Raw genomic sequence first — 17,168 nt, 5'->3', positions numbered from 1 at the left:
CTTAACTGTGGAAGAGTAGGTCGCCGCCTTTTTTAAGAACCCTTACTAGATAACTAGTAAGGGTTTTTTTTGTTTATTCCCTTTTTTTATAAACATAATATTGCAGTCTAATAAATTCTTCTAACCAGACAGTTCTCTGTTGTTTCATTATAATAAAAGGGCCAATCAGTTTACTTGTTATTATATAACATCCAAAATAATTTAATTTATTATAAATTATGGTAAATATTCCTTCTATGCATTTTTTAGAAATGGATCTATTTTTATAAGTATTTTGTATTACTAACCAATCAGTAATACATGGGACTTTTTTATTTTACAATGTGTATTGGCACATAATTGATTCAATCATAAGTTTTTATTGTTCATTATTTATAACCTAATATAGGTATTAAAGAAAATATAAGCTTATCTAAGCTTAATTGAATATTTAAAAATAAAAATCCCATCTGTAGAGATGGGATTTTTACTATTATAGTATATAGAAAATAGTTGTCATTTTTTCTTCTTAAAGATACTGTCTAAAACAGTATTAATACCTAAAAACAAAAAGGCTACAGCTCCAATACAAAGTATAAAAGCTATAATTAGTAATGGAATGTAAAGCGGCTTTTCACTATTATCTAAAGCTAAATGTAAAAGTGTTGGACCAGCAAACATTAATCCTAAGCATATAGCTAAACGTTTTATACCTTTTGCTAAAATATCTCTATCTGTATTATTTTCTTCTTCCATGAGTTATGCTTTCTCTAACGTTTTTGTGTTTACTTAATAATAGGGATGCTTCTGATTCAGAAATGCACAGCTCATTTACAATCATTTGTATAGCTCTATTGACTAATTTGTCATTACTTAGCTGCATGTCTACCATTTTATTTCCTTTTACTTTTCCTAATTGAATCATTACTGTTGTAGTAATCATATTAAGAACAAGTTTTTGGGCTGTACCTGCTTTCATTCTTGAACTTCCTGTGAGGAATTCTGGTCCTACAATAACCTCAATTGGAAATTGTGCAGTTAATGACAAAGGGCTAATATGATTACATGTGATACAACCAGTAATTATATTATTAGAATTGCATTTTTCTAAAGCACTAATTACATATGGTGTTGTGCCAGAAGCGGCAATACCAATTACAACATCGTTTTCTGAAACGTTATGAGCTTCTAAATCATTCCAACCTTGAGTCGTTGAATCTTCGGCATTTTCTACAGCTTTTCTTATCGCTTTATCTCCTCCTGCTATAATACCGATAACTAAACTATGTGGAACACCAAAAGTTGGTGGACACTCTGAAGCATCTAGTATGCCTAATCTGCCACTTGTACCAGCTCCTATATAAAAGAGTCGGCCTCCAATATTTAGTTTATTAACTATCTGAGAAATTAGATTTTCTATTTGTGGTAAAGCTTTTTCTACAGCAAGAGGAACACTTTGATCTTCTTTATTTATAGAATGTATAATCTCGTTAATGGTCATATTTTCGAGATTATTATAATTAGAGTCTTGCTCTGTTGTTTTTATAAATGTCATGCTATAAAGGTAAGAAATAATTTTGGCGGATAGGCTGCATTAGCGGTAGTAACGGCATACTTTTTACATAATTTAGAAATGTTATTTTAATTATTAGATTAAAAATGGAGTGCTTATATTATTTAATAAATATGGTAGTAAAAAGATATAGTGGATGACGCGACCCACCGTTAGTGGGGAATGCCAAAAATAATTATTTACTCTACGGTATAGACCAGTTCGTCTACTTCAGATAATCTAAAATAACCGTATGGAAAGTTATCTGGATTTGTTGTATTTATACAGTTTCCTCTTATAGTTGCTGGTTGAGTTTCAAAAGGACCTCCGCTTGAATCACTTCCTTGCTGTAGAAGGATAAACATAAAATCATAAAATTGACTTGAACTACCATAGTTTCTTATAGTAACGACATCACCAGATTCTAAATCTTCTTCTGTGTAAAATCCAAATATTTCATTTCCATCAGTAAAAGTATCGTCATAAACATTTAAAGTAGGTACTACAGGTATATCGCTTATAAATTCAAAGAAATAGTAATTTTCTATACCTATTGGATCTGTATAATAAGCCTTTAGTTCTATATCCTCACCTGAAAAACCTCCTTCGTTATTTTGCTCTACATAGTCTATAGGTACTACAGATGTTAATGTTTCGGTGGCTGTATATAGTTCACTGTTATAAGTTATTTCTAATTGATAAGTTTCACCTATTACAGGAATGAATGTATCTGTTAGGTATATACCTGTATTATCAGTTTCAATAAAATTGAAAATATTCCCAAAGGGATCTGAAATTTGAACAGTAGCACCAGTCGCTGGTGGAATAGCATCGTCAAAAAATGGAGCAGACAATGTGAGTTTTACAGTTTGGTTGTTACCTAATGTATTTTTAAAATAGTTAATTGAAGCTTCAATCACTAATTTGGGTTCTGTTGTGTTTAAATCTACATCTATAACATCTTCACAAGTTGTGAAAAGTCCTAAAAAACAAACTATATATATTATTTTTTTCATGATTTAGAATTTAAAATTATAAGAAAATGATGGTACTATACCAAAAATAGCTAAGCGTGTAGCTTCATTATTTCCGGTATTTCTGTTTTCGCTAAACGAAATACTTGCTGCATTCTTTCGGTTGTAAATGTTATATATTCCGAACACCCATTCTCCTTTAAAATTTTTAGTACTCTCAGGATTTGGATTATAATTTACAGCTACATCTAAGCGATGATACGATGGAAGTCTACTAGAATTTCTAGCTTCGTAATTAGGAATAATAATATCGTTGTATTGATACTGTCCATTAGGAAAGGTGGTTGGTTGACCTGTCTGAAAAATAAGATTAGAACTAAATGACCATTTTTTATTTAATTCATAACTTCCTGTTAGGGAAATATCGTGTGTTTTATCATAAGGTGTATTGTACCATTCTCCATTATTAATTCCAGTTTCAATTGCTGTTCTTCCTTGTGTTCTTTGCTCCGATTTAGAGAGTGTATATGCTAACCAGCCTGTAAATTTACCTTTGTTTTTTTTGAGAAGAACTTCCAAGCCATAAGCTCTACCTTCACCATTTAGGATAACTTGTTCAATAGCATCGTTTGCAATTAAATCTGCACCATCAATATAATCAATACGATTTTTAATGGTTTTATAAAAACTTTCGACCTCTAATGAATACGCATTGTTATTGAATGTTTTGAAATATCCAATAGCAACTTGATCTAATAATTGTGGTTTTATATATTTTCCGCTCGGCGACCAAACATCTAAAGGTGTTGGTGAGCTTGTATTAGACAATAAATGTAAATATTGGCTCATACGATTGTAACTTGCTTTTACAGAAGATTTATCATTTAATTGATAAGCAATAGCTAAACGAGGCTCTAGGTTTGCAAAAGATTCTATGACATCACTTTTACTAAAAGTTTCTGTGCCTATAGGATCGGCTTTTTCGTAGATACCAAAGGTTTCATTAAATATTAATGGATTATCGTTTTCATATACATTTAATTCATCTTGTCCTAATCTGTGAAACATGCTTAATCTAGCACCATAGCTAACAGATAATTTATCACTAATTTTATGTTCTGCGTCTATGTAAACAGCATTTTCGAATGCGTATTTATCAATAAGTTTATAGGGATTAATACCCGAATTGTCATTAATAGGTTTAATATCCCCTGGATTAAATTTGTAATACATACTGTTTAAACCATATTCTAGTTTAAAATTATTATTGATGTAATGTTTAAAATCGTATTTAAGATTAAAGTTTTTTATACCTGAATCCCAATCGAAACCAACAAAACTTAATTGCAATCCATAATAATAGTCTGAATAAATAAGCGATAAATTAGAAAATAGTTTGTCAGAAAAAAGATGATTCCATCTAAAGTTGACTACAGAATTTCCGAAGGTATTTTCGAAAGTATCTGAAAATTTAAAAACATCACGTCCAAAATAACCAGAAAGATAAATGTTGTTATTATCGTTTATATTGTAACTTAATTTTGTGTTGACGTCATAAAAATAAGCAACATTATCTAAATCAAAAAGCGGTAAGAAAAGGTGAGCATAACTACTACGACCACCAATTAAAAAGGATCCTTTGTCTTTTTTTATTGGACCTTCAGCTAATAATCTACTAGATATAAGTCCGATTCCTCCATTCATATGAAAAGACTTACTATTTCCTTCTTTTTGATAGATATCTAAAACCGAAGATATACGACCTCCGTATTTAGATGGTATTCCACCTTTGTATAATTTAATATCTTTTATAGCATCTGGATTAAATACTGAAAAGAAACCAAAAAGGTGCGATGAATTAAAAATTGTAGCCTCATCTAAAAGAATAAGATTTTGGTCTGCAGCACCACCTCTTACATTAAAACCTGAAGAACCTTCACCTGCATTAGTAACGCCAGGCAAAAGTGTAATAGATTTTATAACATCTACTTCACCTAAAACAACAGGCATATTCTTTATTGTTTTTATAGATAAAGAATTGACGCTCATCTGTGGTTTTTTTATATCTAGTCTTTCAATATCATCTATAATTACAACTTCATCCAAGCTTTCAGCAGCTTCTTCAAGTTTATAATTTTTGGTAATAGCTTCTTTAAGTATTAATGTTTCTGAAATAGTTTTATAGCCTAAGTAACTAATTTGTATTTCATATGTGCCTTCTGGTAATGTAATAGAGTAGAAGCCATACTCGTTAGTAATGGTTCCGGTTTGCAATTCCGGAATTATTATATTCACACCAATAAGTGTTTCATTACTGAGTTGGTCTGAAACAGTTCCACTTAATGTGAATTTTTCTTGAGATTGAAGGAAGAAAGGACTTAATAAAAATATGAGCAAAATTCTTTTAAGAAGTAATACCATAATTTATAATTGATGTAAGTTGGTTGTTATATGTATACTCGACGCTTTAAATAGCACTTTATTACATTGCATTAAAAATAAATGAAAAGAATAAAAAAAGCTTCCCGAAGGAAGCTTTTAACATAATAAAATATTAATAGTTATGCATTTATAATTGCATTAAATGCCTTACTTGGACGCATAGCATTAGTAATTAAATCTTCGTTAGGAAGGTAATATCCTCCTGTGTCTACAGGTTCTCCTTGACAATCGATAAGTTCTTTTACAATCGCTTCCTCATTAGAAGATAGTGCATTGAAGACATTAGTAAACTCAGCTTTTAAATCGGCATCATTATCTTGGTTAGCTAATGCTTCAGCCCAATATAGAGCTAAATAAAAATGACTTCCTCTGTTATCTAATTCATTTACTTTTCTTGAAGGACCTTTTCTATTTTCTAATAATTTATCAGAAGCATCATCTAAGGTTTTACCTAAAATACTTGCTTTTTTATTATCATTTACTTGAGAAAAATGTTCTAAAGAAACAGCTAAAGCTAAAAATTCACCTAAAGAATCCCAACGTAAATGGTCTTCAGCAAGAAATTGTTGAACATGCTTAGGTGCAGATCCACCAGCTCCAGTTTCAAATAATCCACCACCATTCATTAATGGAACAATAGATAACATTTTTGCACTTGTACCAACTTCTAAAATAGGAAATAAATCTGTTAAGTAATCTCTAAGTACGTTTCCTGTAACAGAAATAGTATCTTTTCCTTCTTTAATTCTTTTTAAAGTAAAGTTTGTAGCATCAACTAAAGAAAGAATTCTAATATCTAAACCTTCAGTATCATGATCTTTAAGATATAAGTTTACTTTTTTGATTAATTCAGCATCATGTGCTCTTTTCTTATCTAACCAGAAAACAGCAGGTGTTTGTGAAGCTCTTGCTCTAGTAACGGCGAGTTTTACCCAGTCTTGAATTGGTGCATCTTTAGCTTGGCACATTCTCCAGAGATCACCTTCTTCTACTTTATGAGTTAAAAGCACTTTTCCATCTGCATCAATAACTTCTACTTTTCCTTTAGAAGCAATCTCGAAAGTTTTATCGTGAGAACCATATTCTTCAGCCTTTTGAGCCATAAGTCCTACGTTTGGTACAGTTCCCATTGTTGTTGGATCAAAAGCACCATTCTTTTTACAAAAATCAATAGTTGCGCTATAAACTCCAGCATAACTACTATCTGGTATTACCGCTTTTGTATCTTGTAATTTTCCTTCTGCATTCCACATTTGACCAGAAGTTCTAATCATTGCTGGCATAGACGCATCAATAATTACATCACTTGGTACATGAAGATTAGTAATTCCTCTATCAGAATTTACCATGGCTAAATCAGCTCCGTGATTTAATGCAAATCGAATATCTTCTCTTATAATATCTCTTTTTTCTTCTGGAAGTTCACTTAGTTTTTCAAGTAAGTTACCAAATCCATTATTTACATCGACACCAATTTTCTCAAAAGTTTTTCCATGTTTTTTGAATAAATCATCAAAAAATACACGTACCGCATGACCAAAAATGATAGGGTCTGATACCTTCATCATGGTTGCTTTCATGTGTAGAGAAAATAATACGCTTTTATCTAAAGCATCTTCTACTTGTTCTTCTAAAAATTCAATTAAGGCTTTTTTACTCATTACCGTTGCATCGATAATTTCACCTTTTAGTAAACCTAAATCACTTTTTAAGTTGGTTTTGTTTCCTTTAGCATCCGTATGTACAATGTTAATTGAAGTGGCCTCGTCTAAGGTTACAGATTTTTCATTATTTGCAAAATCTCCTTTAGACATTGTTGAAACATGTGTTTTAGAATCTGATGTCCAAGCACCCATACTGTGAGGGTTTTTCTTAGCGTAATTTTTAACGGCTTTTGGTGCACGTCTGTCAGAATTACCTTCTCTTAGTACTGGGTTAACAGCACTTCCTTTTATTTTATCGAATCGTGATTTAATATCCTTTTCAGCATCATCTTTAGGCTCATCTGGATAACTCGGAATCTTGAATCCTTTACCTTGTAATTCTTCAATAGCGGCAATAAGTTGCGGTACGGAAGCACTAATGTTAGGTAATTTTATAATATTAGCTTCAGGTTTTTTAGCTAATTCGCCTAATTCTAATAAGGCATCTGTTACTTGTTGATCGTCTGTAAGAAAATCTGGAAAAGCAGCTAAAATTCTAGCAGCTAATGATATGTCTTTCGTTTCAATTGTTATCCCAGAAGACTTTGTAAATGATTGAACAATAGGTAAAAAAGAACGTGTTGCTAAAGCTGGTGCTTCATCCGTTTTTGTATAAACAATCTTTGCTGTTTTTGTCATAAGTCTTAAAAATAATTTAAATAATAATCTGCTTAAAATTAAGCTGAACAAATATACGAAAACGATTGATTTTTACACGAATAAGATATGCACTAAACAAGCCTAAAGTTCAATAAAATGGTAAATTATTGTATAATGTTTGAAAATTAGTCACTGATGCGAATATTATATGCTTCCAATAAGCCAGAAATATTTTGTTTTGAAAACTTAGCTTGCTTTATTTTATTTTCTGAAGGGTTTATGGAAAGATTATAAGCTGAATAAAAATCGGCAGATTGTAGGTTAGATTGTTGAAAAATGGATTGTTTTAAATCACAATCTTTAAAAATTACATGATTGGCATCCGTCTCTGTAAAATCTACTTGATGCATTATACAATTAGAAAATGTGGTATGTTGAATTTTTAATTGATAGAAACTACTTAAATTTAAAGTACAATCTGTAAACTTAAATGAGAGTAAAAAAGTATTACAGTTTTGAAATAGGACACCTACGATTTTACAACTTTTAAATATAATAGTATTAAACGTTGTGTGCATTACATTAACATTGCTAAAATTACAATCGATGAACGTACATTCTAAAAAACTATTATTTGAAAGGTCTGAATTCTCAAAATTACAGTTGGTAAAAATACAGTCTGAATATTCTGCTTTTTGTAGCGGAACTAATGTGAAATCTTGATTATTAAAATCTTCTTGATCTGTTAATGGTAGAATCATATTACAAGAATACAAAAGAAATTGTATAGTGAATAGTTAAAGGTTTCTATTTCTTTATCTTCATAGTAGTTTGAAGTATTTCGCTCTAAACAACGAAATAAGTAATTATGATATAAACTAATCAAGCTATAAACGTTATTATTATTATTATTATTATAGTTGAATACAAATAAAAAGCCATATCACTACAGTAAAACTGAGCTGATATGGCTTTCTTAGAAACGTTACTAGTATTACCCATTTAGCTTTACTAAATCTACTGTATCACATATGTTCACAGATTTTTCGGTTATAAAGTATCCGTTTCAAATCGAAACAATTCATATCTTTCAAAATGTATTGACCTGATATTACTATGTTTCTTAGGTTTGTTTTTTCGATATTTTATGTTTTTGGTTCTTATTTACATAAGTACTACAACATAAAACATTGCTCATCTCTTGTGTTCACTTTCGAATCTACTTCAAGTTTAAAAGCTTTTCATCTTAGTTATATGATCTAACTAAAATTTCATGATTGTTTTTCCAAACACTTGTTATTGCAAGTTGGTATACAATCTCAAAAACAACCTCAATACGTAAAGAACGTGTCTTTAAGTAACAACTAACATAAATCTGAAATAGATTTTAAAAACAAAATTAGACTTATTATTAATTGTTTTACTAATTTAAATAATTAATTTGGATTTAAGGTTTAATCAACCTTTTAGATATCAACAGCTTATGAACCATGCTTATTAACTTTTGTTAATAAGCATAAAAAAAAGCCTTCTAAAAAGAAGACTTTTAATTGTAATATATAAGTTAAAATTATTTTCTTCTAACTTCTTTGATTCTAGCTTTCTTACCTGTAAGACCTCTAAAGTAGAAAATTCTAGCTCTACGTACTTTACCACGTTTGTTAACTTCAACTTTTTGTAAAGCAGGTAAGTTAACAGGGAAGATACGCTCTACACCAACTGTTCCAGACATTTTACGGATTGTAAACGTTTCAGAAGATCCACTTCCTTTACGTTGTAATACAACACCTCTAAAAAACTGCGTACGTACTTTTTCTCCTTCTCTAATTTCGTAGAATACTGTGATTGTATCACCAGCACTAAATTCTGGAAAGTCTTTACGTGTTACAAATTCGTCTTGTACAAATTTTACTAAATTCATTTTGTTTTATTTATAATAGTTAATTCAAAGTAACATTCACGATTCTCGCCAGAGGTTAGTCCAAATTGGTTTGCAAAAATAATACTTTTTTGTTTATTGGCAATACTTTGGGTGTGAAATTTTAGTGTGTTGGTTTTTAGGCTAATTCGAGACTATAATTATAAACAGAATAGGCTTTTAAATCTGTTTTTTTGAAAATTCAGATAAGACTAATAGTATTAAACCAATAGCAAATATTAAATAGAACATGCTTTGAACAATTGTAGAAATACCTTGAGCTATTAAAAATGTATCCATACTTTCTTTACCTGCAAAAAAACTAAGAAATATACTACCTATATATGTAATACAGCCCATGCTGTTACCAATTAAAATTAACCATGTAGCCAAAGTTTTCTTTTTAACAAAAAGAATAATTGAGGCAATCAATAGAATCAATGTAGAAAAGCTACTAATAATTTGACCTACTGTAAAAAGTATTTCTGTTGAGCTATCCATTATTTAAAATATTTTTTTATTAATCTTCCAATAAATCTGGTCGCCTTTCTTGTGTTCTTTTATAAGCTTGTTCTTCTCTCCATTTTTCAATTTTTGGGAAGTTACCGCTGAATAATATTTCTGGCACTTTCATACCATCGTATTCTCTAGGTTTAGTATAAATTGGTGGTGCTAATAAATTATCCTGAAATGAATCTGTTAAGGCAGATGTTTCATTACCCAATACTCCAGGAATTAAACGGATTATCGCATCACACAAAACGGCTGCTCCTAATTCGCCACCAGAGAGTACATAATCTCCAATCGATATTTCCCGAGTTATAAATCTATCTCGTACACGTTGGTCTACTCCTTTATAATGACCACAAAGAATAATAATATTTTCTTTTAAAGAGGTTTGGTTAGCAATACTTTGGTTAAGCTGCTCTCCATCAGGTGTCATATAAATAATTTCGTCGTAATTACGTTCGTTTTTTAGCTTTGAAATACATTTATCTATAGGCTCTATGGTCATTACCATTCCAGCTCCTCCTCCAAATTGTGTATCGTCTACAGATTTGTATCCACCTGTTGCAAAATCTCTTAAATTGTGAAAATGTACTTCTACCAAACCAGCTTCAATAGCTCGTTTTAAAATAGAGGCTTCAAACGGACTTTTTAAAAGTTCTGGTAATACAGTTATAATATCTATGCGCATAATTTCTTAAAATAGGTTGCGAAGATAGGGCTAATTGAAGAAATTTATAAATATTCAGAACTATCAAATATGTTCTTTAATTTTTAGATACGTTTAGGTACTTTATTGATAGCTGTTTTAATTTAGATTTTAAATAATACGATACCTTAGGTTCATAGAATCCGCTTAATATATATGATAAAACAACCATTAAAAACGTTGTGGAAATTACGAGTACATATTTATTAACGACGTCTCCTAAATTATCAAAAATAATATATCCAATCTTTTGATGAAGTAAATATAATGGATATGTTAGCATCCCAATTTTAATAAATTTTGAAGAATTAAGACGTGTTAATTTGTTGCAAGCAACGAGTAACATTAGTAAATAAAACAGGGTAATTATACTACAAGCTACAATCGGAGAAAATTCAGTATTAAAATGATTAGCCTTTTTTACAGTTTCTAAAATAGTGTGTTGTAATGAAATTAATAAAGTAACGGATAATAATAAGAAGTATTTTAAATTCAATTTATTGTTGTAAACCTGATAGAAAATAATTCCTGCTATAAAATACGAACTCCAATCTAAAATAAAGAAGGCTTTAGCAATTCTAAAAATTAAAAGTTCATTAAAAAATACATACAATATAGAAAGCGTTAACCAAGTATAAATTAAGTAATCTAATTTTAGTTTTTTAAATTTATTTAGGAGTAAATAAAAACCAATTACAAAAATATAGAATTTCATTTCTATAAAAAGTGTCCAGTACACTCCATCAATACTTTCTATTCTTAGATAGTTATGAAACATAGAAAGGTTTAAAATAAACTGACTAACCTCTGCATTAAATCTTGGAGCACCAAATAGTATAATCACTATAAAGGTCAGAAATACACAAATCCAATAAACAGGATATAGTCTTGAAACTCTTGAAATCACAAATTTTATTAAAGAGCCTTCCTTAATAGAGAGTGAAATGACAAAACCACTGATAATAAAGAAAATATTAATACCAAAAAAACCATATTTAGAATAAGCACTGATTTCACTAAAGTTTAAATCAGACAAATTATCGGCAGAATAACCTCTAAATAAATAATGATAAAGAACAACGACTAAAGCTGCAATAAATCTAAACAAGTCTAACAGGTAAACTCTATTGTCTGATTTTAATGACACGTTTTAAATTATCTTTAGTTTTTTAATCAAAAGTATTGGCTTTTATTTTCAATTAATTTACGGTTGCCTTGTTTTAATTAAAGTTGGTCATCTAATGTTTGAGTTTTAAGACTTATGCTTATTTAATTCGTCTTGTAACTGACGTCTTACTTTTTGCTCACGCTCTAAGGCATTACGTCTGTGGTCTTCAAATTCTGTTTCTACTTCATCAAGTCTTAGTTTGGCTTCACGTGTTGAAGAATTGCTACCTTTAAATTTATAGATAAATAACAATAAAAAAGCAAATAAACCAGCAATGATAGACCACATAATAACATTATAATTGGTTTTACTAGTTTGCATACCAAGTAAAGCCATATTGTTTTTTTCTGAGTCTGTTTGTTCTAAGTTACTTTGCGTATTTGCAAGTTTGCTTTTTAGCTCTTCAATTTCTTTAGTTTGATTTCCAACTACTTTTTCGGAATTTTCTAATTTAGTGTACGTTGTTTTTAAAGAATCAAGAACATGCGATTTTAGCGTTAAAAGCCACGAGAATTTAACGGCTTCATACTTCTGTCCGTTGGTACCTTTAAAATTACCAGATTTTTTAAAGATATATTCAAATTGGCTATCAATTGTACCGCTATTTAATGACAGCTTGTCTTCAGCATCGTCATCGTTTGATTGTCCGTTTGTTATTTGTAAACTGAATGTCACTAGTAGAATTACAGAAACTTTAGTCAAGAATTTCATCTTAGAGGTAATTTTGGTTGTTTTAAATTAATTGGTTGACAAGGTAATAATTTTATAAGGATATCATAAAGAAATTATCAAACATATAGCGTCAAAAAATTATAACGCAAATTATATACGTCATAAATTATATTTCAGATGTTGATTTTTTAAACAATACAGTCTCTTAAATACTTTAGGTTTTTAAGTCGCTGTAATTCAGTTTTATAATCATAAAAAAAATCTTGCCCTGAGGCAAGATTTAATTATTTTTCTCTTTCCATAATATCTAATAATAAGCATAGCGTCTTACTTTAGAAATGTATTTTGCTAACCTAATAACTTGCTGGCTATAACCATATTCATTATCATACCATATATATAGTATAGCGTTTTTTCCGTCTTTTCTAACAATGGTTGCTTTACTGTCATAAATAGCAGGAGCAGAGCTGCCAATAATATCACTAGATACTAATTCGTCACGCATTTCGTATTTAATTTGTTCTACTAAATCACCTTCTAATGCATACTTTTTCATAATGGTATTTATGCTTTCTACAGATGTTTCCTGTTCTAATTCTAAATTAAGAATAGCTAAAGATCCGTTTGGAACAGGAACTCTAATGGCATTAGATGTTAGCTTACCTTCTAGAGATGGTAATGCTTTACTTGCCGCTTGGCCAGCTCCAGTTTCTGTAATCACCATGTTTAATGCAGCAGCACGACCACGTCTGTATTTACTATGGAAATTATCTACTAAGTTTTGGTCGTTTGTATAAGAATGAATAGTTTCTAAATGGCCCGTTTTAATTCCGAAAGAATCTTCAATAGCTTTTAAAATAGGAGTAATAGCATTTGTTGTACAAGATGCTGCAGATACTATTTTTACTTTATCCGGATTGTGTTCTGTATGATTTACACCATGTACAATATTGGGAATACCTTTCCCTGGAGCAGTTAATAAAACTTTGTCTACACCTTTGGCTTTGAGATGTCTGCTTAACGCTTCTTTATCTCTAAATACTCCAGTATTATCAATTACCAACGCATTATTGATTCCATATGTTGTGTAATCAATATCTTCAGGTGCATTAGCAGAAATAATCTTTACAGTTGTTCCATTAATAATTAAAGCTGAGTTTTTTATATCAGTACTAACCATACCTGAAAAATCACCATGTACAGAATCATTCCTTAATAAGGACGCTCTTTTTTCTAACACAGTTTCAGTAATCTCGCCTCTAGTTACAATTGCTCTCAATCGTAATTGTGTTCCTTTTCCTGTACGTGTCATTAATTCGCGTGCCACCAATCTACCAATTCTTCCAAAACCATAGAGAACAACATCTTTAGGTTTTATACTTTTATTGTCTTTAGCTTCTCCTAATTTAGATGAAACAAAAGCTGTAGCATTGCCATATTTTTCATCTTCTAAATGGAATTCGTAAGTTAGTTTTCCAATATCTAATTTGGAAGGTGGTAAGTTTAAAGTACTAATGGCTTGTGCAATTTCAACAGAATCAAAAATAGAAATTGGTTTCTGGACAAAGGCTCCAGCATACTCATGCAAGTTTAAAATTTCGCTTACATTTCTATCTATTAACTGATTTCTAAATATGACAAGTTCAATAGACTTATCGTACCATAAATCGCTAATAATTTTAATAAACTCAACAGTTGCTCTGCGACGATCAGCTTGAAAAGCTAATTCTTTTTCGTAAGATTCGTTAAATCCCATTTTTTGGTGTGGTTTTAGTTTTTATTTAGTTTCAAATACTATTTTTAGATTGAAATTAATACAATAATCACTGTCTTTATTTTTTGCCTCTAATGGAAAATAAACCTAATTGATACTATGGTTTAAGTGAAATATAAAGCCAAAATAAATTGCTTTTTTTGTACTTATTCTAACTAAAATTAGCTCTTATTTTTTGCAAAAGTACTATATTTCAAACGTTTTCGTAGTATCTTTAAATAAAAATAAAGCCTCTTCAAAGAATCATACTTTGAAGAGGCTTTATTACGAAATAATAACAACTTTTTTATCTAAAATTAAACACTACTTTTTCACCTTGATTATTGATCACTTCAATTTGAAGGTGTTCGTTATATTGTCTTGTTTTGATGGCATTTTGAGCATCATCTATAGAATATAATTTTTTACTATTAATTTTTGTGATAATACTACCTTCTTCAACACCATTTTTATTCCAAGATAATTTATTAGCTTCATCTAACTTTGAGATTTTAACGCCATATTCAGCTTTAAAGTTTTTAAGATCTTTTTCTGATGCATTTTTAATAAGTCCAATAGTTGGTAAATTATAGCTTGAGATCTTTAATAAGGTTACAGGTAGTTCCTTTTCGTCTCCATCTCTTAATAAAGTTACGTTTACAACATCATCTGGACTTTTTGTTTTTAAATAACCGGTTAAGTCTGAAAATTTATTAATTTCTACATTATCAATTTTCTTAATAATATCACCAGATTGAATACCTGCCTTTTCTGCACCTGTGTCTTCTTGCACATCGCTAACATAAAAGCCTTCAGTGGTATCTGTTCCTAATTCTTCAGACGCTTTACTATTAAGAGCACCTCCAACAACACCGAGAATTCCGTTTTGAACATTACCATATTCCATGATATCATTCACAATTTTTCTAGCAATATTACTTGGAACGGCAAAAGAATATCCAATATAAGAACCTGTTTGCGACGAAATAGCGGTGTTAATACCAATTAAATCTCCATTTGTATTTACCAAAGCACCTCCTGAGTTACCTGGATTTACAGCGGCATCAGTTTGTATAAAAGACTGCATGTTTTTACCCGATAAGTCTCTAGATTTTGCACTAATAATTCCTGCAGTAACTGTAGAGTTTAAGTTAAAAGGATTACCAACGGCTAACACCCATTCTCCAATTTTTGCGCTATCAGAATCTCCAAATGCCATAAATGGTAAATCTTCATCTGGCTCAATTTTTAATAAAGCAATATCAGTAGCTTCATCTGTACCAATTAACTCGGCCATATAAGATTTATTGTTATTTAACGTAATGCTAATTTCGTTAGCATTTCTAATCACGTGGTTATTAGTTACAATATAACCGGTTGGAGAAATAATAACGCCACTTCCTGTTCCTACTTGAGCGCGCTGTGAACTTCGTCCGTAAAACAAATCTTGCATACTCGTTGGTGCATTTACAATCGCTGTGTTTTTTACGTGTACCACAGAATGTATAGATTTATCTGCTGCTTCAATAAAATTGGGCGTCAAAGTTGTGTTGTTATTTATTGCGTTTACAGTATTGCTTGTAGGCACAACCATAGGGAACTCAGCGGACTGTTCTACAGCTAATTGATTATTATTGTTTTCAATAAAAAGTTTATAACCGCCAAGGGTTAATAGGCCACCTAATGCCGAAACGCATACTAATGTTAGAATCTTCTTCATGTTTTTTTCAGTTTTAAGTTTAACTATTCTATTACTATTTGTGTTTAACTAACGATTAAAATTAGAAATTTATTAGTTTCGTTTTTCATTTTAACGACTATTTAACGTCAAATTTAACGACGCTTTAACAAGGCATAATACAGTGTAATATTCTTATATTTGCCTCTTATATATGATTATGACATTTTATAAATATCAAGGCACAGGAAACGATTTTGTTATCGTAGATAATCGTTTACAAAACATAGATAAAACGGATACTAAACGTATAGCAGAAATTTGCGACAGACGTTTTGGTATTGGTGCAGATGGATTTATTCTTTTAGAAAACGATAAAGATGTAGACTTTAAAATGGTCTATTTTAATGCAGATGGTAATGAAAGCAGCATGTGTGGTAATGGAGGAAGATGTATTGTAGCTTTTGCTAAATTCTTAGGTGTCATTGAAAACTACACAGAGTTTATAGCAATAGATGGCTTGCATAAAGCTAAAATTGAAAACGGAACAGTTCATCTTCAAATGCAAGATATTTCTGAAATTGAAGCTTATGATAACCATCAGTTTTTAGACACAGGTTCTCCTCATCATGTAGAGATGGTTTCAGGATTATCTAATTTTGAAGTCAAAGCTAATGGTGCAAAAATTAGATATGGCCAACCTTACAACGAAAAAGGTAGTAATGTCAATTTTGTAGAGCAACTATCTGCCGAAAGTTTTGCGGTAAGAACTTATGAGCGTGGAGTAGAAGATGAAACATTTTCTTGCGGAACAGGTGTTACTGCAGTCGCTTTAGCTATGCATAAAAGTGGTAAAACCAAAAGTAATGCAGTGAGTTTAAAAACACCAGGAGGTATACTCAAGGTAACCTTTAATAGTGAGGAAAATGGTTACAACAACATTTGGTTAGTAGGACCTGCAAAACAAGTTTTTAAAGGCGAATTAGAATGGTAAGTTTAAAAGGAAAACAAATTTATTTAAGAGCCTTAGAACCTGAAGATTTAGAGTTTGTTTACAGTATTGAAAACGATACTGAACTTTGGGAATTGAGTGATACACAAACACCATACTCGAGATTTTTAATAAAACAATATCTCGAAAATGCGCAGCAAGATATTTTTGAAGCGAAACAATTACGGTTAGCAATTTGTGATAACAACGATTACACCATTGGTTTAATTGATGTGTTTGATTTTGATATAAAAAATAAGCGTGCAGGTATTGGAATCCTTATTCAAGATAAAGCCAATAGAAATCTTGGTTATGGTAAAGAAGCTCTAGAATTGTTAGTGAATTATTGTTTTCAAACTTTACATTTGCGTCAAGTTTATGCTAATATTTCTGAAACTAATTCAGCAAGTTTAAGCTTATTTAAAACGAATGGTTTTGAAAAAATTGGATTAAAAAAAGATTGGAGTTTCGACGGTAAAAATTATACTAACGAATATCTATTACAACGAATTAACGATTAAC

15 protein-coding genes are annotated in these 17,168 nt (G+C 30.3%); 2 read left to right on the top strand and 13 right to left on the bottom strand.

Annotated features, from left to right (window positions below; all coding sequences use genetic code 11):
* Window positions 1–495: 495 nt before the first annotated feature.
* The 13 genes from HM981_RS12495 to HM981_RS12435 all read right to left on the bottom strand — a co-directional run bounded on the left by HM981_RS12495 (window position 496) and on the right by HM981_RS12435 (window position 15,697).
* A complete protein-coding gene (locus HM981_RS12495; protein WP_179339134.1) occupies window positions 496–735 on the bottom strand; it encodes a DUF6095 family protein in 240 nt (79 codons plus the stop codon).
* Window positions 719–1,534: an N-acetylmuramic acid 6-phosphate etherase gene (murQ, locus tag HM981_RS12490; RefSeq protein WP_179339133.1), complete on the bottom strand. Its 816-nt coding sequence runs from the start codon at window positions 1,532–1,534 to the stop codon at window positions 719–721. The genes HM981_RS12495 and murQ overlap by 17 nt, the downstream gene beginning before the upstream one ends.
* Window positions 1,535–1,731: 197 nt before the next feature.
* Window positions 1,732–2,547, bottom strand: coding sequence for a DUF4249 domain-containing protein (locus tag HM981_RS12485; RefSeq protein ID WP_179339132.1), 816 nt, complete (start codon window positions 2,545–2,547; stop codon window positions 1,732–1,734).
* 3 nt (window positions 2,548–2,550) lie between these two features.
* Window positions 2,551–4,926, bottom strand: a complete 2,376-nt coding sequence (locus HM981_RS12480) for a TonB-dependent receptor (protein WP_179339131.1) — start codon at window positions 4,924–4,926, stop codon at window positions 2,551–2,553.
* Window positions 4,927–5,066: 140 nt separating this feature from the next.
* Complete coding sequence (locus tag HM981_RS12475; protein WP_179339130.1) at window positions 5,067–7,289, bottom strand: NADP-dependent isocitrate dehydrogenase; 2,223 nt, start codon at window positions 7,287–7,289, stop codon at window positions 5,067–5,069.
* Window positions 7,290–7,435: 146 nt separating this feature from the next.
* Window positions 7,436–8,011: a pentapeptide repeat-containing protein gene (locus tag HM981_RS12470; RefSeq protein WP_179339129.1), complete on the bottom strand. Its 576-nt coding sequence runs from the start codon at window positions 8,009–8,011 to the stop codon at window positions 7,436–7,438.
* An 809-nt stretch (window positions 8,012–8,820) separates the two neighbouring features.
* Window positions 8,821–9,171, bottom strand: a complete 351-nt coding sequence (rplS, locus tag HM981_RS12465) for a 50S ribosomal protein L19 (RefSeq protein WP_179339128.1) — start codon at window positions 9,169–9,171, stop codon at window positions 8,821–8,823.
* 177 nt (window positions 9,172–9,348) lie between these two features.
* The gene (locus HM981_RS12460; RefSeq protein WP_179339127.1) at window positions 9,349–9,669 is read right to left on the bottom strand and encodes a hypothetical protein; all 321 of its coding nucleotides are present in this window, start codon (window positions 9,667–9,669) and stop codon (window positions 9,349–9,351) included.
* A 19-nt stretch (window positions 9,670–9,688) separates the two neighbouring features.
* Window positions 9,689–10,366, bottom strand: a complete 678-nt coding sequence (gene trmD / locus HM981_RS12455; RefSeq protein WP_179339126.1) for a tRNA (guanosine(37)-N1)-methyltransferase TrmD — start codon at window positions 10,364–10,366, stop codon at window positions 9,689–9,691.
* Window positions 10,367–10,442: 76 nt separating this feature from the next.
* Window positions 10,443–11,531, bottom strand: a complete 1,089-nt coding sequence (locus HM981_RS12450; protein WP_179339125.1) for an acyltransferase family protein — start codon at window positions 11,529–11,531, stop codon at window positions 10,443–10,445.
* A 105-nt stretch (window positions 11,532–11,636) separates the two neighbouring features.
* On the bottom strand, window positions 11,637–12,263 hold the full coding sequence (locus tag HM981_RS12445) for a tRNA (guanine-N1)-methyltransferase (protein ID WP_179339124.1): 627 nt from the start codon (window positions 12,261–12,263) through the stop codon (window positions 11,637–11,639).
* Between the two features lie 268 nt (window positions 12,264–12,531).
* Window positions 12,532–13,980, bottom strand: coding sequence for a glyceraldehyde-3-phosphate dehydrogenase (locus HM981_RS12440; protein WP_179339123.1), 1,449 nt, complete (start codon window positions 13,978–13,980; stop codon window positions 12,532–12,534).
* Window positions 13,981–14,284: 304 nt separating this feature from the next.
* Window positions 14,285–15,697 carry a S1C family serine protease gene (locus HM981_RS12435; RefSeq protein ID WP_179339122.1) on the bottom strand — a complete coding sequence of 471 codons (1,413 nt, stop codon included), beginning with the start codon at window positions 15,695–15,697 and terminating at the stop codon, window positions 14,285–14,287.
* A 172-nt stretch (window positions 15,698–15,869) separates the two neighbouring features.
* Between HM981_RS12435 and dapF the strand changes: the two genes are divergently transcribed.
* A complete protein-coding gene (gene dapF / locus HM981_RS12430; protein ID WP_179339121.1) occupies window positions 15,870–16,649 on the top strand; it encodes a diaminopimelate epimerase in 780 nt (259 codons plus the stop codon).
* On the top strand, window positions 16,643–17,167 hold the full coding sequence (locus tag HM981_RS12425) for a GNAT family N-acetyltransferase (protein WP_179339120.1): 525 nt from the start codon (window positions 16,643–16,645) through the stop codon (window positions 17,165–17,167). The genes dapF and HM981_RS12425 overlap by 7 nt, the downstream gene beginning before the upstream one ends.
* Window position 17,168: the final 1 nt, after the last annotated feature.

This window comes from Winogradskyella ludwigii (genome assembly GCF_013403985.1).
Classification (GTDB): Bacteria; Bacteroidota; Bacteroidia; order Flavobacteriales; family Flavobacteriaceae; genus Winogradskyella; species Winogradskyella ludwigii.
Note: the sequence above shows the minus strand (reverse complement) of the source record. Positions and strands in the feature narration are given on the sequence as shown.

Bases quoted from the DNA above. Each gene is read 5' to 3' on its own strand.
- HM981_RS12495 (WP_179339134.1), bottom strand. From the start codon at position 735: ATGGAAGAAGAAAATAATACAGATAGAGATATTTTAGCAAAAGGTATA.
- murQ (WP_179339133.1), bottom strand. From the start codon at position 1,534: ATGACATTTATAAAAACAACAGAGCAAGACTCTAATTATAATAATCTC.
- HM981_RS12485 (WP_179339132.1), bottom strand. From the start codon at position 2,547: ATGAAAAAAATAATATATATAGTTTGTTTTTTAGGACTTTTCACAACT.
- HM981_RS12480 (WP_179339131.1), bottom strand. From the start codon at position 4,926: ATGGTATTACTTCTTAAAAGAATTTTGCTCATATTTTTATTAAGTCCT.
- HM981_RS12475 (WP_179339130.1), bottom strand. From the start codon at position 7,289: ATGACAAAAACAGCAAAGATTGTTTATACAAAAACGGATGAAGCACCA.
- HM981_RS12470 (WP_179339129.1), bottom strand. From the start codon at position 8,011: ATGATTCTACCATTAACAGATCAAGAAGATTTTAATAATCAAGATTTC.
- rplS (WP_179339128.1), bottom strand. From the start codon at position 9,171: ATGAATTTAGTAAAATTTGTACAAGACGAATTTGTAACACGTAAAGAC.
- HM981_RS12460 (WP_179339127.1), bottom strand. From the start codon at position 9,669: ATGGATAGCTCAACAGAAATACTTTTTACAGTAGGTCAAATTATTAGT.
- trmD (WP_179339126.1), bottom strand. From the start codon at position 10,366: ATGCGCATAGATATTATAACTGTATTACCAGAACTTTTAAAAAGTCCG.
- HM981_RS12445 (WP_179339124.1), bottom strand. From the start codon at position 12,263: ATGAAATTCTTGACTAAAGTTTCTGTAATTCTACTAGTGACATTCAGT.
- HM981_RS12440 (WP_179339123.1), bottom strand. From the start codon at position 13,980: ATGGGATTTAACGAATCTTACGAAAAAGAATTAGCTTTTCAAGCTGAT.
- HM981_RS12435 (WP_179339122.1), bottom strand. From the start codon at position 15,697: ATGAAGAAGATTCTAACATTAGTATGCGTTTCGGCATTAGGTGGCCTA.
- dapF (WP_179339121.1), top strand. From the start codon at position 15,870: ATGATTATGACATTTTATAAATATCAAGGCACAGGAAACGATTTTGTT.
- HM981_RS12425 (WP_179339120.1), top strand. From the start codon at position 16,643: ATGGTAAGTTTAAAAGGAAAACAAATTTATTTAAGAGCCTTAGAACCT.